At 56.4% G+C, this 24,657-nt stretch carries 21 protein-coding genes; 12 read left to right on the forward strand and 9 right to left on the reverse strand.

Annotated features, from left to right (window positions below):
* Window positions 1–47 precede the first annotated feature (47 nt).
* The gene (locus M2422_RS00695) at window positions 48–1,259 is read left to right on the forward strand and encodes an MFS transporter (protein WP_045142986.1); all 1,212 of its coding nucleotides are present in this window, start codon (window positions 48–50) and stop codon (window positions 1,257–1,259) included.
* On the opposite strand, the gene mtfA is transcribed toward M2422_RS00695, so the two are convergent.
* Window positions 1,256–2,053, reverse strand: a complete 798-nt coding sequence (gene mtfA, locus M2422_RS00700) for a DgsA anti-repressor MtfA (protein WP_033145920.1) — start codon at window positions 2,051–2,053, stop codon at window positions 1,256–1,258. The two genes, M2422_RS00695 and mtfA, sit on opposite strands and share 4 nt — an antisense overlap.
* 215 nt (window positions 2,054–2,268) lie before the next feature.
* Between mtfA and M2422_RS00705 the strand changes: the two genes are divergently transcribed.
* The 3 genes from M2422_RS00705 to M2422_RS00715 all read left to right on the forward strand — a co-directional run bounded on the left by M2422_RS00705 (window position 2,269) and on the right by M2422_RS00715 (window position 4,933).
* Window positions 2,269–2,415: a DUF2256 domain-containing protein gene (locus M2422_RS00705; RefSeq protein WP_071891562.1), complete on the forward strand. Its 147-nt coding sequence runs from the start codon at window positions 2,269–2,271 to the stop codon at window positions 2,413–2,415.
* Window positions 2,412–3,941: a cryptochrome/photolyase family protein gene (locus tag M2422_RS00710; RefSeq protein ID WP_155739942.1), complete on the forward strand. Its 1,530-nt coding sequence runs from the start codon at window positions 2,412–2,414 to the stop codon at window positions 3,939–3,941. Before M2422_RS00705 ends, M2422_RS00710 begins: the two co-directional genes overlap by 4 nt.
* A 92-nt stretch (window positions 3,942–4,033) precedes the next feature.
* Entirely contained in the window at window positions 4,034–4,933 is a 900-nt protein-coding gene (locus tag M2422_RS00715; protein ID WP_259139483.1) for a LysR family transcriptional regulator, read from the forward strand.
* Here the strand turns inward: M2422_RS00715 and M2422_RS00720 are convergent.
* From M2422_RS00720 to M2422_RS00735, 4 genes are all read right to left on the reverse strand, one after another.
* The gene (locus M2422_RS00720; RefSeq protein WP_064672762.1) at window positions 4,908–5,696 is read right to left on the reverse strand and encodes a substrate-binding domain-containing protein; all 789 of its coding nucleotides are present in this window, start codon (window positions 5,694–5,696) and stop codon (window positions 4,908–4,910) included. The two genes, M2422_RS00715 and M2422_RS00720, sit on opposite strands and share 26 nt — an antisense overlap.
* Window positions 5,693–7,006, reverse strand: coding sequence for an MFS transporter (locus M2422_RS00725; RefSeq protein WP_064672761.1), 1,314 nt, complete (start codon window positions 7,004–7,006; stop codon window positions 5,693–5,695). Before M2422_RS00725 ends, M2422_RS00720 begins: the two co-directional genes overlap by 4 nt.
* Window positions 7,007–7,288: 282 nt before the next feature.
* On the reverse strand, window positions 7,289–8,938 hold the full coding sequence (gene fumA / locus M2422_RS00730; protein WP_064672760.1) for a class I fumarate hydratase FumA: 1,650 nt from the start codon (window positions 8,936–8,938) through the stop codon (window positions 7,289–7,291).
* A gap of 55 nt (window positions 8,939–8,993) precedes the next feature.
* Window positions 8,994–10,502, reverse strand: a complete 1,509-nt coding sequence (locus M2422_RS00735) for an anion permease (RefSeq protein ID WP_072210827.1) — start codon at window positions 10,500–10,502, stop codon at window positions 8,994–8,996.
* Window positions 10,503–11,106: 604 nt separating this feature from the next.
* Between M2422_RS00735 and M2422_RS00740 the strand changes: the two genes are divergently transcribed.
* Together M2422_RS00740 and M2422_RS00745 are read left to right on the forward strand one after the other, a co-directional pair.
* Window positions 11,107–13,887 (forward strand): flavocytochrome c, encoded by a 2,781-nt coding sequence (locus M2422_RS00740; RefSeq protein WP_064672759.1) that lies wholly within the window; start codon window positions 11,107–11,109, stop codon window positions 13,885–13,887.
* A 94-nt stretch (window positions 13,888–13,981) separates the two neighbouring features.
* On the forward strand, window positions 13,982–14,944 hold the full coding sequence (locus M2422_RS00745) for an FAD:protein FMN transferase (protein ID WP_064672758.1): 963 nt from the start codon (window positions 13,982–13,984) through the stop codon (window positions 14,942–14,944).
* Here M2422_RS00745 and dcuR read toward each other — a convergent pair.
* Both dcuR and M2422_RS00755 read right to left on the reverse strand, forming a co-directional pair.
* Complete coding sequence (gene dcuR / locus M2422_RS00750) at window positions 14,925–15,644, reverse strand: two-component system response regulator DcuR (RefSeq protein WP_064672757.1); 720 nt, start codon at window positions 15,642–15,644, stop codon at window positions 14,925–14,927. The genes M2422_RS00745 and dcuR overlap by 20 nt on opposite strands.
* Window positions 15,641–17,257, reverse strand: coding sequence for a sensor histidine kinase (locus M2422_RS00755; protein WP_064672756.1), 1,617 nt, complete (start codon window positions 17,255–17,257; stop codon window positions 15,641–15,643). The genes dcuR and M2422_RS00755 overlap by 4 nt, the downstream gene beginning before the upstream one ends.
* 164 nt (window positions 17,258–17,421) lie before the next feature.
* Between M2422_RS00755 and M2422_RS00760 the strand changes: the two genes are divergently transcribed.
* Window positions 17,422–18,285 (forward strand): N-acetylmuramic acid 6-phosphate etherase, encoded by an 864-nt coding sequence (locus M2422_RS00760; RefSeq protein ID WP_064672755.1) that lies wholly within the window; start codon window positions 17,422–17,424, stop codon window positions 18,283–18,285.
* 56 nt (window positions 18,286–18,341) lie between these two features.
* Here M2422_RS00760 and M2422_RS00765 read toward each other — a convergent pair whose 3' ends face one another.
* A complete protein-coding gene (locus M2422_RS00765) occupies window positions 18,342–19,415 on the reverse strand; it encodes a porin (RefSeq protein ID WP_064672754.1) in 1,074 nt (357 codons plus the stop codon).
* Between the two features lie 284 nt (window positions 19,416–19,699).
* On the opposite strand from M2422_RS00765, the gene M2422_RS00770 reads away from it, so the two are divergent.
* The 3 genes from M2422_RS00770 (at window position 19,700) to M2422_RS00780 (ending at window position 22,350) form a co-directional block, all read left to right on the forward strand.
* Entirely contained in the window at window positions 19,700–20,401 is a 702-nt protein-coding gene (locus M2422_RS00770; RefSeq protein WP_064672753.1) for a phosphohydrolase, read from the forward strand.
* Window positions 20,402–20,462: 61 nt separating this feature from the next.
* Window positions 20,463–21,878, forward strand: coding sequence for a DNA cytosine methyltransferase (locus M2422_RS00775; protein ID WP_310590833.1), 1,416 nt, complete (start codon window positions 20,463–20,465; stop codon window positions 21,876–21,878).
* Complete coding sequence (locus tag M2422_RS00780) at window positions 21,859–22,350, forward strand: very short patch repair endonuclease (RefSeq protein ID WP_064672751.1); 492 nt, start codon at window positions 21,859–21,861, stop codon at window positions 22,348–22,350. The genes M2422_RS00775 and M2422_RS00780 overlap by 20 nt, the downstream gene beginning before the upstream one ends.
* Here the strand turns inward: M2422_RS00780 and yedA are convergent.
* The gene (gene yedA, locus M2422_RS00785; protein WP_064672750.1) at window positions 22,322–23,236 is read right to left on the reverse strand and encodes a drug/metabolite exporter YedA; all 915 of its coding nucleotides are present in this window, start codon (window positions 23,234–23,236) and stop codon (window positions 22,322–22,324) included. The genes M2422_RS00780 and yedA overlap by 29 nt on opposite strands.
* A gap of 178 nt (window positions 23,237–23,414) precedes the next feature.
* Between yedA and M2422_RS00790 the strand changes: the two genes are divergently transcribed.
* The gene (locus tag M2422_RS00790; RefSeq protein WP_032658668.1) at window positions 23,415–24,326 is read left to right on the forward strand and encodes a DUF808 domain-containing protein; all 912 of its coding nucleotides are present in this window, start codon (window positions 23,415–23,417) and stop codon (window positions 24,324–24,326) included.
* A 78-nt stretch (window positions 24,327–24,404) separates the two neighbouring features.
* The gene (locus tag M2422_RS00795; protein WP_023312315.1) at window positions 24,405–24,587 is read left to right on the forward strand and encodes a YodC family protein; all 183 of its coding nucleotides are present in this window, start codon (window positions 24,405–24,407) and stop codon (window positions 24,585–24,587) included.
* Window positions 24,588–24,657: the final 70 nt, after the last annotated feature.

Here is a 24,657-nt window from a genome sequence, read left to right on the forward strand (position 1 = left end):
AAACTTCATGATTTCCACACATTTATTGACACTATGTTCACATTCTCATGCGCGCTGACTCAGAAACATTGACCGAAAAGGTCACCTCAAAAGCCAACTGGCCCCTGGCGCTATGTGCGGGTTTATTAGGTATCGGGCAAAACGGCCTGCTGGTGATGCTCCCGCAGCTGGTGACCCTGACCGGGCTGTCGCTTTCGGTCTGGGCCGGTCTGCTGATGTTCGGATCCATGCTCTTTTTACCGGCCTCGCCCTGGTGGGGACGCCAGAGCGAGCGGCGGGGATGTAAGGCCGTGATGGTGGCCTCGCTGAGCGGCTATCTGGCCAGTTTCGCCGTCATGGCGCTGGTGGTCTGGGCGATGGCGGCCGGAAGGCTGGATACCGTCTGGGGACTGGCGGGACTGATTCTTTCACGTCTGCTTTACGGACTAACGGTCTCGGGGCTGGTGCCTGCGGCCCAGACGTGGGCTATTCAGCGTGCGGGGCTGGAGAAAAGAATGGCGGCGCTGGCGACGATAAGCTCCGGCCTCAGCTGCGGACGTCTGCTCGGCCCGCCGCTGGCGGCGCTAATGCTTAGCGTCAGCCCGGTCGCGCCGCTCTGGCTGATGGCGATCGCGCCGTTAATCGCGCTGCTGCTGGTGCTTCGCGAAGCCGCAGACCCGCCGCTGCCGCCGGTGGCGCACCAGGCGACCCGCCTGCAGGCCTCGATGCTGCCGTTCCTGCTGCTGGCGCTGCTGCTGGCGGCGCTGGTCAGCCTGATGCAGCTTGGCCTGTCACCGCATCTTAGCCCTCTGCTGGAGGGCAACGCCCGGGAAATCAGCCATCATGTTGCGCTTCTGCTGAGCCTGGCCGCGCTGGCCACGCTCGCGGCGCAGTTTCTGGTGGTCCGCCCGCAGCATTTCACTCCGGTGACGTTGCTCTGCATCGCGGCGGTGTTAATGGTTGCAGGGCTTGGGCTGATGACCGTCGCCGGTTTAACGCTGTTCTACGTGGGGATTGTTATCACTTCACTCGGGGCGGCGATGGCCACGCCGGGCTACCAGCTTCTGCTGAACGACAGGCTGACCACCGGGAAAGGGGCGGGCGTCATCGCCACCAGCCACACGTTAGGCTACGGCGTCAGCGCGCTGCTGGTGCCTGTGGTGACGCGCTTTTACGGCGAGCAGTCTTTGACGGTGGCCGCATGGGGAATGGCAGTGTTGTTTTTAGCGTTGAGCATAGGGGTACGGTCAACCGAGCGGACCCCTTCTGAAAAGCCTTAATGGATCTGGCGGGAGGAATGGCCGCCAGACTCCTCATTTTGCCGCAGACGCTGGAGCGGATCCTGCTGATAAAACTGGCAGAAACGCTGCCACAGCGCCGGGAAGCGGGGCGCGAAGAGCTCGGGCGCGCTGAAGAAATATTCCGAGAGCACCGCAAAGCACTCGGCCGGGTCGGTTGCCGCATAGGCGTCAATGCTGGCCGCGCTTTCGCCCACCAGGTCTATTTCATCCTGGATGTTATCCATCGCCGCGTGCAGATCGTGCTCCCAGCCCGCCACTTCGCGAAGCGGGATCAGCGGAACTCCGCTGGCGCGATCGCCGTTGCGGGTATCGAGCTTATGCGCCACTTCATGGATAACCAGATTAAAACCGGACGCATCGAACGAGTCCTGAATGTCGAGCCAGTTGAGGATAATCGGCCCCTGCTGCCAGCTTTGTCCGGACTGCACCACGCGCTGGTTGTGCACCAGCCCAATGTCATCTTCCCACTCGTCATCGACGATAAAGGGGGCCGGATAGATCAGCACTTCGTGGAAACCGTCCAGCCACTCGATACCCAATTCCAGCACCGGCAGACAGAAAAGCAGGGCGATGCGCGCGTTTTTCAGGGGATCGAGTTCGAAACCCTGCAGTGGAACCAGGCGTTTTTGCTGTAAAAAACGATCCGCCAGCTGAACCAGTTTCGCTTGTTCATCCGGCTTAAGATTAGCCAGAACAGGGATCGTCAGCGCGTCATCCCATGGCAGCGCCATATCCCGGCCAGCTTCATTCGTTTTCCAGGGCCACTTTATCATCGCTTTGCTCGCAAACTCGTCACTTGAACAAAAATGGGAAAGTCAGGTTTGGTTAAGATGCCAGAAAATCGCTCATTGCGACAATTCCAGCCTGAATAAACTATCATTCGTACGTAGCGGTGGGTAGCGGTTTACGGGCATCACCTTCATTTTGTGAAGTCTGTCGTAGCCTGCATCCACCGGTCTGGTGAAGAAATCAGTACGGTATTGAAAAGATGAGCGATTTCAAAGGTAACAAGCAGGACCTGCCCAGCCGGGCGTGCGCGCACTGCCAGCGGCCCATGACGTGGCGCAAGAAATGGGCGAAATGCTGGGATGAGGTCAAATACTGTTCTGAACGTTGTCGCAGGAGCCACCGTTGACCGAACTGCGTCTGATCCTGGGCGATCAGCTTAATCCGCACCACAGCTGGTTTGATGCCTGTAATCCAAATATCATTTACGTGATGCTGGAGCTGCGGGCCGAAACCGCGTACGTGCTTCACCACGCTCAGAAAGTGATCGCCATTTTTGCGGCCATGCGCGCGTTTGCCTCTGCGTTAAAAGAGAAGGGGCATCGGGTGAGGTATGTCCGGCTCTCTGACGACTCAAACCGCGGCGCGCTGGAAGACAATCTCAACGCGCTTGTCGCGCATTACGGCGCCGACAGGGTGATATGGCAGGAGCCCGACGAATGGCGCCTGGACACGCAGCTGCAGGCGTGGGCGAAAGCGGCGTCCGTCGAAACGGCCTGCGTCAGCAGCGAGCATTTCTTCACCACCCGTGAACAGGTGAGCGCGTTCTTTGCGACGCGCAAAAGCTGGCGAATGGAGTACTTTTACCGGGAAATTCGTCGTCAGCACGGCGTACTGTTAACCTCAGAAGGCGAGCCGGAAGGGGGAAAATGGAATTATGATGCTGAAAATCGCAAGCGCTGGTCCGGCGAGCCGCCCGCGCCGGAGGATTCGCGTCCGCGCCACGATTATTCAGCCTTATGGGCGGAGATCCAGTTCTGCGGCGTAAACACCTTCGGCGAACCGCAGGCCGGGAATTTTCGCTGGCCGCTCAACCGTTCGGAAGCTAAAGCCAGGCTGGATGAATTTATCGCTCGCGTGCTCCCGCAGTTCGGCGCCTGGCAGGACGCGATGCACGCTGAGGAGCCTTTTCTGTTCCACTCGTTAATTTCATTCGCGCTGAACACCAAAATGCTTAATCCCCGGGATGTGGTGGCTGCCGCCCAGCAGGCATGGCGTTCGGGCCATGCGCCGCTGCCTGCCGTCGAAGGGTTTATCCGACAAATTCTCGGCTGGCGGGAGTACGTGCGTGGGATCTACTGGTCGCAGATGCCGGGCTATCGGAAGCTGAATGCCTTAGACCAGCACGCCCCGCTGCCGGACTGGTTCTGGACCGGCAGGACGCAGATGCGCTGCCTGGCGCATGCCGTTGGACAGTCGCTCACCGAGGCTTACGCCCACCATATCCAGCGCCTGATGGTCATCGGGAACTTTAGCCTGCTCAGCGGCCTGTCGCCGCAGGCGGTTCATGAATGGTATCTGGGGGTCTATATTGATGCCTTTGAATGGGTGGAGCTGCCCAATACCCTTGGCATGAGCCAGTTTGGCGATGGCGGGTTGCTGGCCAGTAAACCCTACGTCTCGAGCGCGTCGTATATTCATAAGATGAGTAATTACTGTCAGGGGTGCCGGTATCAACACAGCCAGCGTACCGGAGAGCTGGCGTGCCCCTTCAATGCCCTTTACTGGGATTTCTTTGCGCGCAACCAGGCGCGTCTGGGTAACAATCCCCGCCTGGGCATTGTCTTTAAACAGCTTGCGGACATGAAGGAAGAGGAGCGGCAGGCCATTGCCGATCGCGCCGGGTATATTCGCCTGCATCTCAACGAGCTCTGACGTATTTCACCACCGCGCCGGTTGCGGCGGGTTAATAAGACGCTATTATTTTTGACTTTGTTGCGTATTCCCTGACAGGACATCCAGACGCTATGCCCGTGAATTTTGACCTTAACGATCTTTATGCTTTCAGAGCGTTAGTGGAATACGGTAACTTCCGTGTCGCTGCTGAATCTATCTGCTTATCCCAGTCGGCGCTGAGCCGCAAGATTGAAAAGCTGGAAGCCGCGCTGGGAAACCGGCTGTTTGACCGTACCACCCGCCGCGTGTCCTTAACGTTATACGGGCAAAACTTTGCTGAACGCTCCGCGCAGCTGCTCGACAACGTTGAGTCAATGCTGGCGGATGTCGATAAGGTCAGTGAAGAGCGGACGGGGCTGATCACGGTTGCCACGGTGCCGTCCGCCGCCTGTTACTTTATGCCCGATGTGATCCGTCGTTTTCAGTCTCGCTATCCGCGGGTTCGCATTAAGCTCATCGACAGCAGCGCGGGGAATGTGATTGACGCCGTGGCCCGAAGCCAGGCGGATTTTGGTATCTGCTTCGCAGGAAACCTGCCGTCTGACATCGAATTTTTCCCGCTGGTGGAGGATGTCTATGTCGCGGCGTGCCGAAAGGATCACCCCCTGGCGCAGAAGAGTCATCTGACGTGGCAGGCCTTTTACCAGCAGGATTATATCTCCCTCGATAAAACGTCAGGCAACCGTAACCTGCTCGATCGGATGCTGGGGGATATCGTTCCCGAACGCCCCAGCGTCTGCGAAACGCGCCACGTTACCACGATGCTCGGTATGGTAGAGGCGGGGATCGGCATTGCTGCCGTTCCCGCCATGTCGATGCCGACGTCAGAGCACACGCTGTTGACGCATCTGCCGCTGGTGGCGCCGGAAGTGAAACGCACCGTGGGGCTTATCCGGCGCCGGGGGCGCATCCAGTCCTACATTGCGGCTGAACTGGAAAAGCAGATCACCGAGCAGTATCGCCGGACGTAACGGGGATCATCCCGGTCTTCTGGATGACGGCCCTGGAGGGCGGTGAGGCGAGATAGGTCAGCAGCGCTTTCCCCTCCGCGGGATGTTCTGCGTGACGGGTGACCGCACCCGCGAAGCGCGTGATGTACTGCAGATTATCCGGGATTTTCCCGATAAAGGTGACGCCCTGAACCGGCAGCAGCTCGCTGACCTGCTGGAAACCGACGGCGTATTTTCCTTTCGCCACTTCTGAGGCGACCGGGATACGCTCGACCATTGTCGCTTTACCCGCCACTTCTTTTTCGATCCCCATTTTTTTGAACAACGTCTGGCTGACGTACCTGCCGCTGGCGCTGTCAGAGTAGGCGATGGAGCTGGCCTGCAGCAGCGTTTTGCGCAGAGCCGCCTCGCTGCTGATATCAGGGACATCCGCCCCTTTTTTTACCACCATGCCAACGGGGGAGTCCGCAAGTTCGGTTCGCGAACCCGGCTGGGTCTGGCCGGCTTTTTCGAGCTTCTCCAGCGCATCGCCCACCATAATCACCACGTCGGCTTTCTCGCCGCGCGCCAGTCGGTTTGGGATCGCCTGCGGCGTAGCGCCCATTGAGGGGCCGGGGATAATCACGATTTTATCCCCGGTCCGGCGTTCATAGTCCGGGGCCAGCTTTTCCAGGGCAGCCTTGAAGCCGCCTGAAATCATGACCTTTACGTCCTGGGCACAGGCATTAACGCTCAGGAGCGTCAGCACCAGCGCGCTGGCGGTATAGCGATAAGTGCGTTTCATACTGCCCCCTGTGACTTGACGGTATTTTGCAGCGATACCGCGCGGCGGCGGTAGAGGTAGAGCGTGGCCAGCAGGGCGCACACGGCAGCGAAACTCATCCAGTAGCCAGGCGAGGCTTTGTCACCGGTGTATTCAATCAGCGCGGTGGACATGACCGGGGTAAAGCCGCCAAAGACCGCCGTTGCCAGGCTGTAAGCCAGAGAGAACCCCGCCACGCGCACTTCAGCAGGCATAATCTCCGTCAGGGCCGGGATCATCGCGCCGTTGTACAGGCCGTAAAGGAAGGAGAGCCACAGCAGCACGCTCAGCATCATGGAGAAGCTGGGCGCGCTCGCCAGCAGCGTCAGGGCAGGGTAGCTGGTCGCCAGCGCCAGCAGTGCCATGGCAATCAGCACCGGCTTGCGCCCGAAGCGATCCGACAGCGCGCCGCCCACCGGCAGCCAGATGAAGTTAGAAATCGCCACCAGGAGCGTGACCAGCAGGCTGTCCGAGGCGCTGAGCATCAGCACCTTTTTGCCAAAGGTGGGGGCGTAGACGGTGATCAGGTAGAACGCGGTGGTGGTCATCGCCACCATCAGCATGCCTGCGACCACAACCTGCCAGTTGCCAAGGAGCGTTTTAAAGACCTGACGCATCTCCAGATGCTGGCGGCGCGCGCTGAACTCTTCCGTCTCCTCCAGCTTGCGGCGCAGGAAAAAGATAAACGGCACGATTAAGCAGCCGAACAGGAAGGGGATGCGCCAGCCCCATTCGCGAATGGCGCTCTCCTCCATCAGGGCATTCAGGGCAAAGCCCATCGCCGCGGCGACCATAATGGCGACCTGCTGGCTGCCGGACTGCCAGCTGGTGTAAAACCCTTTGCGGCCCGGCGTGGCGATTTCAGCCAGATAAACCGAGACGCCTCCAAGTTCCGCACCGGCGGAAAAGCCCTGCAGCAGACGGCCCGTCAGCACCAGCATCGGCGCCCACAGACCGATGCTTTGATAAGAGGGGATAAGCACGATCAGGAACGTCCCCGCCGCCATGATGGAAAGCGTGACGATTAGCCCCTTTCTGCGACCTACCTTGTCGATATATGCGCCAAGCACAATGGCACCGATGGGGCGCATCAAAAAGCCCGCGCCGAAGACGGCGAAGGTCATCATCAGCGACGCAAATTCACTGCTCGCCGGGAAGAACGTGTGGGCGATGTAGGTGGCATAGAAGCCGAACAGAAAGAAATCAAACTGCTCAAGAAAGTTGCCGGACGTCACGCGGAGTATGGCGCCCGCTTTCGAGCGTACGGTTGCAGGTGAGGTTGAGGAAAACATGGTTATCTCCAGTTTATTGTTGACGTTTTACGCGTCTGTTTTTGAAAACTGGATCAGGATGAGGAAATAGATAAGCGCAAATGCCGCATCGGCTGATGCACGTTTTGCATGAATAGCCTTCGCGGGATCAATACAATTAATGACAACAATAACTTAACAATTAATTGATTTTTTATTCACCACTTTTTGCTAAGTGGCTGATATCACGGTTTTGTGACATGACGCAGGCGCATGTCTGTCTGCGACTGCCGGGCAGCGTTGCGCCACCCGGCCTGTCTCAACCTAGCGCTGTGAACAACCCGCGCACTGTTTGTTCTGGATCTGCTGGAAGAAATCGTTGCCTTTGTCATCCACCAGGATAAACGCCGGGAAGTTCTCGACTTCAATTTTCCAGATGGCTTCCATTCCCAGCTCCGGATACGCGACGCATTCCAGGCTCTTAATGCTGTTTTGCGCCAGCACCGCTGCCGGGCCGCCAATGCTCCCCAGGTAGAAGCCGCCGTGTTTATGGCAGGCGTCGGTTACCTGCTGGCTGCGGTTGCCTTTCGCCAGCATGATCATGCTCGCGCCGTGGGATTGCAGTAAGTCCACATACGAGTCCATACGGCCAGCCGTGGTCGGGCCGAGTGAGCCAGAGGCGTAGCCTTCCGGCGTTTTGGCCGGGCCTGCGTAGTAGATCGGATGGTCTTTAACGTACTGCGGCAGTTCTTCACCGTTGTCGAGCAGCTCTTTCAGCTTCGCGTGGGCAATATCGCGCGCCACGATGATGGTACCGTTCAGCGACAGGCGGGTAGAGACCGGGTGCGCGGAAAGCTGCGCCAGGATCTCATTCATCGGCTTGTTCAGATTGATGCTCACCACGTCGCCTTCACCCTGCTGACGCAGTGATTCAGGAATATACTGACCCGGATTGTGTTCCAGCTTCTCAATCCAGATCCCGTCGCGGTTGATCTTCGCTTTAATGTTGCGGTCTGCGGAGCAGGAGACACCCATGCCGATTGGGCAGGAGGCGCCGTGGCGCGGCAGGCGGATCACGCGGATATCGTGGGCGAAGTATTTACCGCCGAACTGCGCGCCGAGGCCGAGGTTCTGCGCTTCCTGGAGCAGTTCCTGTTCGAGCTGAACGTCGCGGAACGCCTGGCCGTGTTCGTTACCTTCCGTCGGCAGCGCGTCGTAGTAGCGCGTGGAAGCGAGCTTCACGGTTTTCAGCGTGGCTTCCGCTGACGTTCCGCCAATCACAAACGCGATATGGTAAGGCGGGCAGGCCGCAGTGCCCAGGGTGCGCATCTTCTCAACCAGGTAGTTTTTCAGCTTCGCCGGGGTGATCAGCGCTTTGGTTTCCTGATAGAGGTAGGTTTTGTTGGCAGAACCGCCGCCTTTTGCCATGCACAGGAATTTGTATTCGTCCCCGTCCACGCTGTAGAGATCGATCTGCGCGGGCAGGTTGGTGCCGGTATTCACCTCTTTATACATGTCCAGCGCCGCATTCTGCGAGTAGCGCAGGTTATCTTCAATGTAGGTGTTGTACACGCCCTGGCTCAGCGCCGCTTCGTCACCGCCGCCGGTCCAGACGCGCTGGCCTTTTTTACCCATGATGATCGCGGTGCCGGTATCCTGGCAGGTTGGCAGCACGCCTTTTGCGGCAATTTCAGAGTTACGCAGGAACTGCAGGGCAACGTATTTGTCGTTCTGGCTGGCTTCCGGATCGTTGAGAATGGCGGCAACCTGCTTCTGGTGGGAAGGACGCAGCATAAACGCGGCATCGTGGAAGGCCTGCTGCGCCAGCAGGGTCAGGGCTTCCGGCTCCACTTTCAGCACTTCCTGACCGTCGAATTCGGCAACGGAAACGTGCTCTTTGGTCAGCAGGTAGTATTCGGTGTCGTCATGGGAAAGAGGGAAGGGGTTCTGGTAGATAAACGGTTTGTTTGACATAGCGTATTGCTCCACAAAAATAAAACCGCCGGAGGAGAAGTCCGGCGGTCAGGAATCAGAACATCATGGACATCCACGGATAACCAATCAGCAGCAGGGCCGCCAGGAAGATGGCACCGAAGATGGTGCCGAGGCGCCAGTAGTCTTTGGTTGGCAGGTAGCCGCTACCATAGTAAATCGGGCTTGGGCCAGTACCGTACGGGGTGATGATCCCCATGACGCCCAGCGAGGTCACCATCAGCAGAACGAACACTTCCATATTCATGCCCGGGATGGTGGAGGCGATGGTCAGCATCGCTGGCAGCAGCGCCGTGGTGTGCGCGGTGGTGCTGGCAAACAGGTAGTGCAGCAGGTAGAACGCCAGCAGCAGGACGACGGTCGCCACGCCCGGAGAGATACCGCTCATCAACAGACCGCCTTCTTTACCTAACCAGCTGATAAAGCCGGTAGAGGAGAGGCCATCCGCCAGTGCCACCAGGGTGGCGAACCAGACGAAGGTGTTCCATGCGGCCTTGTTACCGGTGATATCGTTCCATTCCAGCACGCCGGTCCACAGCATCAGACCGACGATGAGCAGGGCTGCCATGGCAGGCTCAATCCACGCGGCGGCGAAGATCCACATCAGCAGCGCACAGCACACGAACACCAGCAGCAGAATTTCATTGCGGGACAGTTTGCCGAGTTTTTCCAGCTCACGGGTCGCCCACAGCGGCACTTCGTTATTCACTTTGACTTCAGGTGGGTAGAACCAGTAGGCCAGCAGCGGCATGGCCAGAATCAGCAGGATACCCAGCGGCAGGAAGGCGAGGAACCAGGTGCCCCAGGAGATATCAATCCCAACCGTACTTTTCACCAGCGCCAGGGCCAGCAGGTTTGGCGCGAGGGCGGAGAGGAACATTGAGCTAGTGATACAGGCTGCGGTGATCGCCACCCACATCAGGTATGAACCAATCTTACGCGCGCTTGGGTCATTAGGTTTTGAACCGTACAGCGGCGGCAGGTTAGCGATAATCGGGTAGATGGTCCCGCCGCTGCGCGCGGTGTTGGACGGGGTGAACGGTGCCAGCAGCAGGTCAGCAAACGTGATGGCGTAACCGAGCGTCAGGCTGCGACGGCCGAGATACTTCACCAGAATCAGCGCCAGACGGCGGCCGAAGCGGGTTTTGTCATAGCCAGCGGCGAACATAAAGGCACCGAAAATCAGCCAGACGGTAGAGTTACCAAACCCGCTCACCGCCCACTTAAAGGAGGCGCCCGCCAGCTTGAATTTCGGGTCAGCCAGCTGATCGGGGCTGAACAGCACCCACTGGCTGCACAGGGCGATGGCAACCACGCCGGTCAGGCCGATCACCGCACCCGGCAGCGGTTCGAAGATCAGACCGACGATCACGCCGACAAAGATGGCGAAGTAGTGCCATGCGTAAGGCGGCAAGCCTTCAGGAACGGGAACAAACAGCAGCAGTACGGCGACGATGACGGGTAGCGCCATCATCAGCAATCGTTTTGCGTTTCCATTTGATGCCTGGTTCGCCACAGGGGGCGTTACAGCAGTTTTTGTATTCATAGTTTCACGTCTTAAGTTGTCAAAAATTCGGTCGCACTGAAAAAGCACTTTCTTAAGTTTCTTTGCTTTTTTTAGTTATTAAAGGTGCTTTCCTGTATTTTCAGTAATAGCGATTTAACGCGTTTTCGTGTGCGTTAAATTAAAAAATGATGATGTTTTTATATTGCGCTTTTGAATGCCATAACTATTGATCGCGATCAAAAAAATAGAATTGCAGCGTTATTTTTATGCTTTTATTAATAACCACTCTGGCGTATGTGGTTATTGCCTGTTTTTTGCGTGTTTTTTATCATTTCTTTAACAATATAGATTTTGGTGTCATTGTAATATATTGTTTTTATTGATTTTGTATGTGTTAAGGTGAATTGGTTTTACCATTAATCATTTAACGAATTTTAAATTATTGTGAATGGCTGAATTACAATCGCTAACACCAATGTGTTATTTGTGTTATCGCAGGGATTAAATAGTTTTTTAACTAACGTAATAACTTTAGAAACTAAAAAAATCATTATATTAATATCATGACATCGGCAAATAACGACGAAATAAAAAATCAATCCGATAACGAATTCTTAATTTTTAAAAGTTTGGAGTTTCTATTATGAGCACTAACGAACGCATTCTTAGCCCCTTCACATTACCGAATGGCACTGAACTGAAAAACCGTTTGTTAATGGCCCCTATGACAACCTGTACCGGCTATTTTGACGGCACCGTCACCAGAGAGCTGGTGGAGTACTATCGGGCCCGTTCCGGCAGCATTGGCACCATCATTGTGGAGTGTTGCTTCGTCGACGATCTCGGTCTCGCCTTCCCGGGTGCCATCGGTATTGATAATGACGAGAAAATTGCCGGGCTGGCGAAAATCGCGGAGGCCATCAAATCCAAAGGATCTAAGGCGCTGCTGCAGATCTACCACGGCGGCCGCATGGTCGATCCAAAACTGATTGGTGGCCGTACCCCGGTTGGCCCGAGCGCCGTAGCCGCGCCGCGTGAAGGTGCCGCAACGCCGGTTGCTCTGACCGCTGAAGAAGTGGAAGGCATGATCGGCAAGTTTGGTGAGGCGGTGCGCCGCGCCATCCAGGCCGGTTTCGACGGTGTGGAAATCCACGGGGCGAACACCTATCTGATTCAGCAGTTCTACTCCCCGAATTCAAACCAGCGCGACGACGAGTGGGGCGGCAGCCGCGATAACCGCGCGAAGTTCCCGCTGGCGGTGCTGGACATTACCCACAAAATGGTGCGCCAGTACGCGGACGACGCGTTTATTATCGGCTACCGCTTCTCCCCTGAAGAGATGGAAGTTCCGGGCATCCGCTTTGACGACACCATGTATCTGCTGGAAAAACTGGCGGCGCGCGGCGTGGACTATCTGCACTTCTCCGTCGGCGCGACCCTGCGTCCTTCCATCGTCGACACCCAGGATCCCACCCCGCTTATCGAAAAATACTGCGCGATGCGTTCTGAAACGCTGGCGCAGGTTCCGGTCATGGGCGTGGGCGGCGTGGTGAATGCTTCTGATGTGAATGAAGCGCTGGACCACGGTTACGACCTGATTGCCGTTGGCCGCGCCACCATCGCTTATCCGGACTGGACAGACCGCATTGCGGCCGGGGAAAGCCTGGAGCTGTTTATGGACAGTACCCAGCGCGAGGCGTTGAGTATTCCTGAACCGCTGTGGCGCTTCTCGCTGGTGGAAGCGATGATCCGCGACATGAGCATGGGCGAATCCAAATTCAAACCGGGTACCTTTGCTGAGAAGGTGCAGGATGACGCTAACGAACTGGTGATTAACGTCAGTCTGGAAACTGACCGCATTGCGGACATCGAGCTGGCCTCCGGCCCGAGCGAAGACGTTGAGTTTGTGACCAGCTTTGAAGAGATCCGTACCCGCATTCTGGACGCCAATACCCCGCACGTGGATGCCATCACCGGCGCAACCAGCCAGAGTGAAGCGGTGAAGAAAGCGGTCTCTAAAGCGATGCTGAAATCCAGCAAAGCGCTGGCCGCGGAAGAGGGCGTTGACCCGAACGAAACCCGCAGCGTGGACGTGGTCGTTGTCGGCAGCGGTGGCGCCGGTCTGGCGGCGGCGATCCAGGCTCACGACGAAGGCGCGAGCGTGCTGATTGTCGAGAAAATGCCGACCATCGGCGGGAACACCATTAAAGCCTCTGCCGGTATGAACGCCGCCGAAACCCGCTTCCAGCGCGTGAAGGGCATTCAGGACAGCAAAGAGCTGTTCTATCAGGAAAGCCTGAAAGGCGGCGGCAACAAGAACAACCCGGAACTGCTGCGTCGCTTCGTCGAAAACGCGCCGCAGGCAATTGAGTGGCTGGCCACGCGCGGCATCATGCTGAACGACATCACCACTACCGGCGGGATGAGCATCGACCGTACTCACCGTCCAAAAGACGGTTCAGCAGTAGGCGGCTACCTGATCAGCGGCCTGGTGCGTAACGTCAACAAACGCAACATCGAGGTGATGCTGGATACCTCCGTCAGCGACATTATCTTTGAGAACGGTGAAGTGACCGGCGTACGCCTGACTACCGAAGAGAACGAAACCGTCACCGTGGCAACCAAAAGCGTGATTGTCGCCACCGGCGGCTTCAGCGCTAACAGCCAGATGGTGGTGAAATACCGTCCTGATCTGGAAGGGTTCGTTACCACCAACCACAAAGGGGCAACCGGCGGCGGCATCGCGCTGCTGGAGCGCATCGGTGCTGGCACCGTGGATATGGGCGAAATCCAAATTCACCCAACCGTTGAGCAGAAAACCTCGTACCTGATTTCCGAATCTATTCGCGGCGGCGGGGCGATTCTGGTTAATCAGAAAGGGGAGCGCTTCTACAACGAAATGTCGACCCGCGATAAGGTCTCGGCGTCAATCATCGCGCTGCCGGAGAAATACGCATACATCGTCTTTGATGAGCACGTGCGTGCCAAAAACAAAGCCGCGGATGAGTACATCGCGAAAGGTTTCGTGACCAGCGCCAGCTCGCCAAAAGCCCTGGCTGAAGCGCTGGGGATGGATCACCACGCTTTCCTCGCGACGCTGGAACGTTACAACGGCTTCGTTGAAAAACAGCACGATGACGATTTTGGCCGTACTACCGCGCTGCGTGCGCCTATCAACGAAGGGCCGTTCTACGCCATTCAGATTGCACCGGGCGTGCACCACACCATGGGCGGCGTGACCATCAACACCGAAACCTGCGTGCTGGACAGCAACCACAACGTGCTGCCAGGGGCGTTTGCGGCCGGTGAAGTGGTCGGCGGGATCCACGGCGGTAACCGTATCGGCGGTAACGCAGTGGCAGATATCATTATTTTTGGTACGCTTGCAGGACATCAGGCGGCTATGCGTTCGAAAAAGAGGTAAGGCACCTGTTTCCCAGGCCGGATACGCCCAGCGCTATCCGGCATTTTCCCCGGCGGCGCGGTGCTGGCCGGGGCTACATCTGAGGACTCCAGCCATGCCTGATAGCCATCGCGTTTACAGCTACTCCGCCGTCCTGATGGGCTCACCCATTCTCCTGAAACTCTTCTCCCACGACGAAGCCCTCGCGTCCCGCGTGTTTCGCCTGATCAAACAGTACGAAGATCTGCTCACCGTTAACCGCGCGCACTCGCAGGTGATGGACATCAACCATGCGGCTGGCCAGCATCCGGTTACCGTCAGCCGGCCGGTATTTGAGCTGATCCGCTGTGCAAAAGCGGCAAGCCTGTTCGGGGACAGCGCCTTTAACCTGGCGATAGGTCCGCTGGTGAAGCGCTGGAAAATTGGCTTTCAGGGGGACAGCGTTCCGCCTGCCGATGAAATCGCGTCGCTGCTGGCGATAACCCGTCCTGAAGATGTCATTCTTGATGAGGCCAGCAGCAGCGTGTTCTTGACCAGAGCGGGGATGGAGATCGATCTGGGGGCCATTGCCAAAGGCTATATCGCCGACAGGGTGCGTGATTACCTGCATAAAGAGGGCGCTGAGCTGGGGCTGATCAACCTCGGCGGAAACATTCAGACGTTAGGCTCGCCGGAAGGGGGCTGGAGCGTGGGGCTGAAAAAACCGTTCGCCGGTGATGCGCTGATCGGCACGATGACCGTAGAGAACCTCTCCGTCGTGACGTCGGGAACGTACGAGCGCTACTTTGAGCAAAACGGCAAGCGCTATCACCATATTCTCGATCCGCGCACCGGGTATCCGCTGGACAACGAGCTGGACAGCGTAACGATTGTTTCGAAGGACTCCATCGACGGCGATATCTGGACCACGCTGATGTACGGCATGGGCGTAGAGAAGGGCTGTGCCGCCCTGCGCGCGCGCCCCGATATTGAAGCTATCTTTGTGACCAAAACAAAAGAAGTGGTGTTCTCTTCAGCACACCACTTCCGCTTTACTCTGCTGGATAACGACTACCGCGTTACTGACAGTATTGCTTGAGCAGGCCGGTCTGCTCCGGCTGGAGACGGTAGCGATACACCGGACGGCCGGTGGCACCGTAGTGAATGCTGGTGAACAGAATGTTGATTTGCGCGAGCCAAATCAGGTACTTGCGGCAGGACACGCGCGAGATATTGACCGCGCTTGCAAGGTCATCGGTAGAAAATTCCGTCTCCGGGTGAGCGTCAATCCACTGGCAAATCGTGCGCAGCGTTTGCGGCGTTAACCCCTTTGGCAGCTTTTTACTGTCCGCCAGTTCCGGCGCCCCGCCGTGGATCAGCCGGTCGACGTCGGCCTGCTCATAATACTGGTGCGAACCCATCAGGCTATGCTTTGCCTTCCAGCCGTTCAGCGCCTCTTCAAAGCGTGGGAACTGGAACGGCTTGATCAGATAATCCACCACGCCGTAGTGGATGGAGGTCTGGATCGTGGCGGCATCTGCAGCCGACGAGATCATAATCACATCGATTGGGCGACCGGATGCGCGAATAACGGGCAGCAGATCCAGCCCGTTATCCTGCTGCATATAGACATCCAGCAGCACCAGGTCGACAGGCTGCCCGGGGTTATTAATGATGGCCTCGGCCTGGTTTAGCGTGGAGGCGATGCCGCAGCAGCTAAAACCTTCAACACGGTTGACATACAGACGGTTGAGGTCGGCTACCATGGCGTCATCATCGACAATTAATACATTTATCACGCGATATTCCTCTCGCTATCCCAGGGGATGTGAACAAAAAATTGGGTAAATACGCCTGGCTCAGACTCGACGCTGATATCGCCGCCGAGGTTCTGGATTTGCTGGCGAGCAAGGAACAGCCCAACGCCGCGGTTTTCACCTTTTGTTGAGAAGCCCTTTGTAAAAATAGCCTCCAGCTGAGCGGGTTCAATGCCGGGGCCATCGTCGCTGACTTCGCAGCTGAGCCAGCCATTCTGATAATGCAGCAGCAGGCCGATCTCACCTTCCTGCTGTCCTTCCATCGCGTCGAGCGCGTTTTCAATGAGGTTACCCAGCACGGTGATCAGCACCGCGACCTGCTCTTCGCTCGCGGTATCCGGTATCTGGCATTCATCCGCCAGCGTCAGGGTGACGCCCGCTTCTTTCGCCCGATTGATTTTACCCAGCAGGAACCCGGCAATCACCGGGGATTTTACCTTGCTCTGTATCGTACCGATATCCGTCTGGTAATTATGTGCCGTCTGAATGATGTACTCTTCCAGCTTGTCGTAGCGCTTCATGTGCAGCAGGCCCAGGATCACGTGCAGTTTATTCATAAACTCGTGCGTGTGGCTGCGCAGGGCGTCGACGTAGTTGACCATGCCATCAATACGCTGCATCAGCTGGCTGATTTCCGTTTTATCACGGAAGGTGGTGATGGCGCCGATCACCCGATCCTGACTTTTAACGGGCACCATGTTGCACAGCAATAGACGCCCGTTACAGCTGATCTCCTGATCCTGGCGCGCGACGCCCGTCTTTGAGACTTCGCGCAGGCTGGCCAGCAGGGGGGCGCTGGCATTTTCGGTCTGCTTGCCGGAAGGGAGAAGCAATATTTCTCTGGCGGTCTGGTTGATCATCGTCACGCGCCCGTGAATATCGACGGCCAGCACCCCCTCGCGAAGCGACTGCAGCATCGCCTGACGCTGTTCGAACAAGGCGGAAATTTCGTAAGGTTCGAGCCCGAACAGGATGCGTTTCAGTACCCGCACCAGACCCCAAATCGCCATGGAGCTCATAAAAATACTGAATAAAATGGTCCAGACGGCGTTTAGCCGCCCGCGAGCGATCTGCTCTTCAACCTTTTTCAGGGAGATACCTACCGCCACCACGCCGATCTGCTCGTGCTGGCCGTCGTAGACTGGGGTGAAGACGCGAAGCGCTTCGGCGAGCGCACCCCGGTTTACCGATACGTTCTCTTTGCCTTCAAGCGCGGGAGTTAAATCGTCACCGATAAAATGCAGCCCCAGCAGCGCCTCGTTCGGGTGAGAGTAGCGGATCCCGCGCATATCGGTTACCACGGTGAACAGCAGATCGTTTCGTTTCGTCACCGCCTGGGCGATGGGCTGAATAATATTCTCCTGCGGTGCCTGCATCAGGCCGCGCTGGATCTCCGGGCTGTTTGCCAGCGTTCTGGCAATACCCAGAGCCGTATCTTTTACATCATCGCGGGTCGCCCGGGTGATTTGCACGGAGTAGAGCGCAAAAACCACCAGCAGCACAGAGGCAATAATCGCGCACACCATCAGCGTGACCAGGGTGTTCAGCTTCATGGGGCGCTTGCGCGTCGGAAGGAAAGGCTGCAAATCGCTCATCAACACTCCGCGATGATTAAGAAAGGGGTAATTATCGCCGATGACGCGCTTTTCTTAAAGCCATGTAAAGGCGTGGATTTGGTCCTCTTTTCGTGACCCTCCTCGCAGGTCATCTATATAAAACACTTTATAGTGTGTGGGTACTCATAATAAGGAGGCTGTTTATGAGCGTTATGCTTACCGGTTCGGTCAAGGAAAGACGGCACGCCAGCACGATGAATATTGATAGATTGTCCACGCTGGACATGCTGAAAGTCATTCACCAGGATGATGCACTCATTTCTGCTGCGATTACCCCCTGTTTAAATATTATTGCCCGCGTGGTGGACAACGCCGCCGCGACGCTCAGCCACGGCGGTCGCCTGATCGTCGTTGGCGCGGGGCCGTCAGGGCGCGTAGCGCAACAGATTGCCGATGAATATGCGCCGGGCAAAACCCCTGTAATGGCCGTTACGGCACAAGAAGGGGAAGGGAGCTACGAGCGCGGCGTTGCCGATCTGCAGGCCATCAAGTTTGGTGAACACGATATGATGCTGGCCGTGACCGGCAGCGGAAAAACGCCGTGGGTCTGGGGGGCAATGCGACATGCGTGGTCGCTGGGTTCAGCGGTCGCTATTGTTACCGGTGATGCGCAAAGCGAAGCCGCGCAGCTGGCGAGCATGGTTATCGCTCCGGAGCTGGGGGCCGACGTCGTCGCAGGCTATATCAACACCAAAGCGGGGATCGCGCAAAAAATGATCCTCTCGATGATTGCCACCGGGCTGGCCGTCCGAACCGGACGGGTTTACAGCAACCTGCGCGTGGATCTTGAGGCAAGCACGACCAAATGGGCTGAACGGCAAATCGCCATTGTGATGGAAGCGGGGGGATGCACACGGGCCGAGGCAAAAGCCGCGCTGGAGAGCTGTAACCATAACTGTAAAACGGCGGTACTGATGGTGCTGACGGGGCTGGATGCATGGAAAGCCCATGAGCTGCTGGCGCAGAATAACGGGTTTATCCGCGTGGCGCTGCAGGAAGCGCCGTAATAGAGATAGTGAAGAAATAAAAAAGGCCGCAATTGCGGCCTTTGGTATTTTGGGGATTAGAACTGGTAAACAATACCCATAGCAAACTGATCGTCAGTTGCGTTGCCAGTGATGGCACCGTCTTCTTCGTCCAGCAGGTTAAATTTATAGGCAGTATAAACGTTCATATTTTTATTGAAGTAGTACCAAGTACCCATTTCAATATAATTTACGCGGTCAGCGTCAACGCCTTTATAACCATTGCGGGCATACAGGTCTTTACCCTGTGAGTATACGTAGCCCAGGGATGGACGCAGACCAAAGTCGAATTGATACTGAACAACGGCTTCCACGTTTTGGGTTTTATTGGCGAAGGCATTGTATCCAACTTTAGTCATATTACGGGTTTCACCGTACATCACCGCAGCATAAACGTTGTTTGCATCATATTTTGCAGACAGAGACCAAACTTCCGCTGTATCGCCATAACCGTCAGCAGTCTGCTCATCGGTACGGTCGGATTTACCGTACACGCCAACGAAACCAAAGCCATCAATGTTATAATTCAAAGACATGCTGTAACCATCACCATTCGCTTTGAATTCATTGCGGTTATCGTTTTTACCCTGGTACTGTACAGCAAAGTTAAGACCTTCAACCATGCCGAAGAAATCGGTGTTACGGTAAGTCGCAACGCCGTTGGTACGCTGTGTCATAAAGTTATCAGTGGCAGCCCATGAGTCTCCGCCCCATTCAACCAGCATATCGGTATACGCCGCGCCGTCATAAGCCACGCCGTAATTGCGGCCATAATCGAATGAGCCGTAGTCTGCGAATTTCAGACCCGCGAAGGCCAGACGTGTACTTTCGTCCTGCTCACCTTCAGGTGTGCTGGCGTCAATGTTATATTCAAACTGGCCGTAACCGGTCAGTTCGTTATTGATCTGTGTTTCGCCTTTCACACCAAAACGGGCATATGAAGTATCTTCATTTTCACTGTTGCTTGTGTCAGTGTCCGACCAGATACGTTCACCTACCATCTTGCCGTAGAAATCAACTTTGTTGCCGTTTTTGTTGTACATTTCAGCCGCATTGGCTGCGCCTGCCATTAATAACGCGGGTACCACAATTGCCAGAACTTTTCTTTTCATTATATATTCCCTTCAAACATAATTTATATGAATATATGTAATCACCCTCCGCAATTACAGGCTTGATACTATTCCAGGAAGTGTTATTTAGTTTCAAAAATAAATGTAATTAAATCCTATGAAATATTGCCAAACATTTCTATTAATCTCTTTATTTTTCTGCTGAATTAATTCATTGAATTTATACGGTGTAATTATTATTAAGTATTTCGTGGCTCTATTTTTAAATTGATTTAATTCGTCTATGTTATAATTCATGCACTTTTAAACAACAGGATATGACGATGGAACTTGCCCGGTGGCAGCAGCGATTTGAGCGCTGGCTTGAGGAAAACCACAGCACCGACGATACCGCACATGATATTTCGCATTTTCGTCGGGTCTGGATGACGGCGCAAAAAATCATGGCTGATCAGGCGGTGGAGCCGCTGGTGATCCTGACCGCATGCTATTTCCACGATATTGTCAGCCTGCCGAAAAACCATCCCGAACGCGGCCGGTCATCCCAGATGGCAGCGCGCAGGACGTGTGACATTCTGCGCCGCGACTTCCCTGAGTTTCCGCCAGAGCACGCAGCCGCCGTTGCGCACGCGATTGAGGCGCACAGCTTCAGCGCCGGGATTGCGCCACAGAGCATGGAAGCTAAAATTGTGCAGGACGCAGACCGGCTGGAAGCGTTAGGCGCGATCGGCCTGGCGCGCGTCTTTGCCGTCTCGGGCGCGCTGGGCGTGCCGCTTTTTGATGCAGACGATCCCTTTGCCGATGCGCGTATCCTTGATGACCGTGCGTTTGCCCTCGACCATTTTCAGACCAAGCTGCTGCGATTGCCTGATACAATGCAAACGGAAATGGGCCGCGAGCTGGCACGCCACAATGCCGATTTCCTGATCCAGTTTATGGCGAAACTCAGTGCCGAATTACACGGCGACTGCATCGGGCTGGATAGCCAGGTGTTGAGCCGCTTCCGTCGCAGTTTGCGCAACTGAACTGTGGTAATCTGTTCCCAGTCTTTACTCTCCGGTTAAAAGAATGCAGGAAAATCTATCAGTGACAGAGCCCGCGCCCGAGCTGGCTGAGAAATCAACGGCAACGGTGCAGGCGTTGCTGCACCAGCTGTTGGATATCTATGATGCTAAAACGCTGGCCAATATGCTGGTGGCGCACGGCGAGAGCCACTGGAGCCCGGCGATCCTTAAGCGTCTGCTGACCAGCGAACGCGCAGGGCGTCGCCTGAGTGAAGGCGAGTTTCGTTATCTGCAAAACCTGCTTCCGCGTCCTCCTGCCGCGCATCCGAACTATGCCTTCCGCTTTATCGATCTGTTTGCCGGTATCGGCGGTATCCGACACGGTTTTGAAGCTATCGGCGGACAGTGCGTGTTTACCAGCGAGTGGAACAAGCATGCCGTCCGGACCTACAAGGCCAACTGGTACTGCGATCCGCACGAGCACCAGTTCAACGCGGATATCCGCGATGTCACCCTGAGCCATAAAAGCGGCGTGAGCGATGAACAGGCCGCCGAGCACATCCGCCAGACGATCCCGGCGCATGACGTGCTGCTGGCCGGCTTCCCGTGTCAGCCCTTCTCGCTGGCCGGTGTCTCCAAAAAGAATGCCTTTGGACGTGCCCACGGCTTTGCCTGCGATACCCAGGGAACGCTGTTTTTTGATGTGGCGCGCATTATTGACGCCCGTCGCCCGGCCATCTTTGTGCTGGAAAACGTCAAAAATCTAAAGAGCCACGACGGCGGAAAAACCTTCCGCATTATTATGCAGACCCTGGATGAGCTGGGTTATGACGTGGCCGACTCGCAGGACATGGGCGCGGACGATCCTAAAATCATTGATGGGAAACATTTTCTGCCCCAGCATCGCGAACGTATCGTGCTGGTGGGTTTCCGCCGCGACCTCAATCTCAAGGGGAATTTCACCCTTCGTGATATTCCGTCTTTGTATCCCGAGCGTCGTCCTACCGTTGCCGATCTGCTGGAACCTGTCGTTGACGCGAAATTTATCCTTACCCCGGTGCTGTGGAAATACCTCTACCGCTATGCCAAGAAACATCAGGCGAAGGGCAACGGCTTCGGTTTTGGGATGGTAAACCCCAACGATCCGCACAGCGTGACCCGTACGTTGTCCGCTCGCTACTATAAGGATGGGGCAGAGATCCTGATCGACAGAGGCTGGGACAAGGCGCTGGGTGAAAAAGATTTCGACGATCCGCACAACCAGCGTCACCGGCCGCGACGCTTAACGCCGCGGGAATGCGCCCGGTTGATGGGATTTGAGACCCCGCAGGGTTACCGCTTCCGCATTCCGGTTTCGGATACCCAGGCGTACCGCCAGTTTGGTAACTCGGTGGTGGTTCCCGCGTTCGCCGCCGTGGCAAAACTGCTGGCCTCGCGCATCAGACAGGCGGTGGCACTCCGTCAGGGTGAGGCCGTCAATGACGGATGTTCACGATAAGGCCACGCGCAGCAAAAATATGCGTGCCATCGGCACCCGTGACACCGCCATCGAAAAGCGCCTGGCCGGGCTGCTGACGCAGGCGGGGTTTGATTTCCGCTTGCAGGATCCCGCGCTTGCGGGTCGCCCGGATTTCGTCATCGACGCCTGGCAGTGCATCATCTTTACCCACGGCTGTTTCTGGCATCACCACGACTGCTATCTGTTTAAAGTCCCCGCGACGCGCACCGATTTCTGGCTGGATAAAATTGGCAAGAACGTCGAGCGCGACAGACGGGATCTCACCGCGCTGATTGCGCAGGGCTGGCGGGTGCTGATCGTCTGGGAGTGTGCGCTGAGAGGCAGATTAAAACTGAACGATACCGATCTGACCGAGCGGCTGGAGGAGTGGATCTGCGGCGGCGGCCAGACCGCGCAGATCGACACGCAGGGTATTCACCTGCTTACGGTTTCTCCACCTCGCAAGGCGTGAGCACCGGTTTTGCGGGCAGTAAATATTTGCCCAGGGTGACCAGCACGACGGCAAAAACAATCACTCCTAATGCCAGCCATTCAACGGAAGAGAGCGTTTCTCCCCCCAATCCCGTCCCGAGCAGCACGGCCACGACCGGGTTGACGTAGGCATAGCTGGTGGCGACTGCCGGGGAGACATTGCGGATCAGGAACATATAGGCGTTAATGGCGATGATGGAACCAAACAGCGCCAGGTAGCCTACCGCCAGAAAGCCCGACAGCGGCGGCAGGGTCGTCAACTTTTCTCCCGTCAGCGTGGAGGCGAGCAGCAGTACAATCCCGGCGGCGAGCATCTCAATCGCGCCCGCCATCATGCCGGTCGGCAGTTCGATACGCGAACCGTAGACGGAACCAAACGCCCAGCTCATCGAGCCAATCAGAATGATGATTGCGCCCCACGGATTCCCGCTCAGGTTACCGCCGCTGTTCAGCAGAATGATGCCGGCAAGGCCAATACCAATCCCCAGCCATTCCAGCTTGCGGGTGCGGATACCAAAAAGACGGCTAAAGCAGAGTGTAAACAGCGGTACGGTGGCAACGACCACGGCGGCGATCCCGGACGGTACGTTCTGGTGCTCGGCAATCGTTACAAACCCATTCCCCACCGCCAGCAGCAGCAGGCCGATCAGGGCGGCATTCAGCATCGGGCGCAGCGGGGGAAGCTTATGCCCGCGCAGCAGCAGGAAGGCCAGCAGCAGCACGCCAGCCGAGAGAAAGCGGACGCCCGCCATCATCAGTGGCGGCCAGCTTTCCACGCCGATGCGAATGACAAAGTAGGTTGAGCCCCAGATGATATACAGCGAAAAGAGTGCCCCAATGAGCGGTAGCAATTGCCGGAAACGCATAATCCCTCACGACGAAATAAAAAGGTCGCTGATAGTAAACGCGAAAACTATCTCGCTGGCGAGCCCTTTAATTGTATGGCAGATGTGAATTTTTTGTTGACGTGAGGTGGGTGTTTCCGGGTTTGCGCTTTTGCTCCATACTATTCACCTAATTACCAAAAAATGAAGGATTAAGATTTTGGCAGGAAGTAGCTTATTAACATTGCTGGATGATATTGCGACCTTACTGGATGACATTTCAGTGATGGGGAAACTGGCGGCGAAAAAAACCGCAGGCGTGCTGGGAGATGATTTATCGCTTAACGCCCAACAGGTGAGTGGGGTAAGGGCTAACCGTGAACTGCCGGTGGTGTGGGGCGTTGCAAAAGGCTCCTTCCTGAATAAGGTGATTCTGGTCCCGCTGGCGCTGCTGATCAGCGCGTTTATTCCCTGGGCCATCACGCCGCTGCTGATGATTGGCGGGGCGTTTCTCTGCTTCGAGGGCGTAGAGAAGGTCCTGCACTCCTTTAGCGCGCGCAAGCAGAGCGATACGCCGGAGATGCGCCAGCAGCGTCTTGAAGCGCTGGCCGCTCAGGATCCGAAAACCTTCGAGCGCGATAAGGTCAAAGGCGCTATTCGGACCGACTTTATCCTGTCCGCAGAGATTGTCGCCATTACGCTGGGTATCGTGTCTGACGCGCCGCTCCTGAATCAGGTTCTGATCCTCTCCGGCATCGCCATTCTGGTCACGGTCGGCGTCTACGGCCTGGTGGGTCTGATCGTCAAGCTGGATGATATCGGCTACTGGCTGGAGGAGAAATCGAGCGCGGTGGCAAGAGGCATCGGCAAAAGCCTGCTGGTGCTGGCTCCGTGGCTGATGAAGAGTTTGTCGGTGGTGGGCACGCTGGCGATGTTCCTCGTGGGCGGCGGGATCGTGGTGCACGGTATCGCGCCGCTGCACCATGCTATCGAACATTTTTCCTCGGCGCAGGGGGCCGTTGTCGCGGCGATTCTGCCCACGCTGCTGAATCTGGTGCTGGGCTTCATCATTGGCGCTATCGTGGTCGCGGCGGTGAAGCTGGTTGAAAAAATTCGCGGCACGTCGCACTAATTGTTACCCGTTATGGGGTGCAAAAAGACCATTCCTCGTCTAAATTGAAACAGTTTCACCCTGATACAGGAGGCAGGTATGGTCTTTTTGGTCAGTGATGAAGTTAAGCCTAAGAAGGGCGGCCCACGTATGATTGTCACCGGGTATTCCAGCGGAATGGTGGAATGTCGGTGGCACGATGGCTATGGCATCAAGCGGGAAGCATTTCGTGAAGATGAGCTTCAGCCGGGGGACGGGCAGCACCAGCGGGACAAGGCTTAATCACATAACGCCCGGCTTTGCCGGGCGTTTTTATCTCCAGTACCGGGTGTAAGGCAGCGATCAGGGAGTG

Origin of the sequence: Enterobacter sp. SLBN-59 (assembly GCF_024807915.1) — a bacterium.
Classification (GTDB): Bacteria; Pseudomonadota; Gammaproteobacteria; order Enterobacterales; family Enterobacteriaceae; genus Enterobacter; species Enterobacter asburiae_B.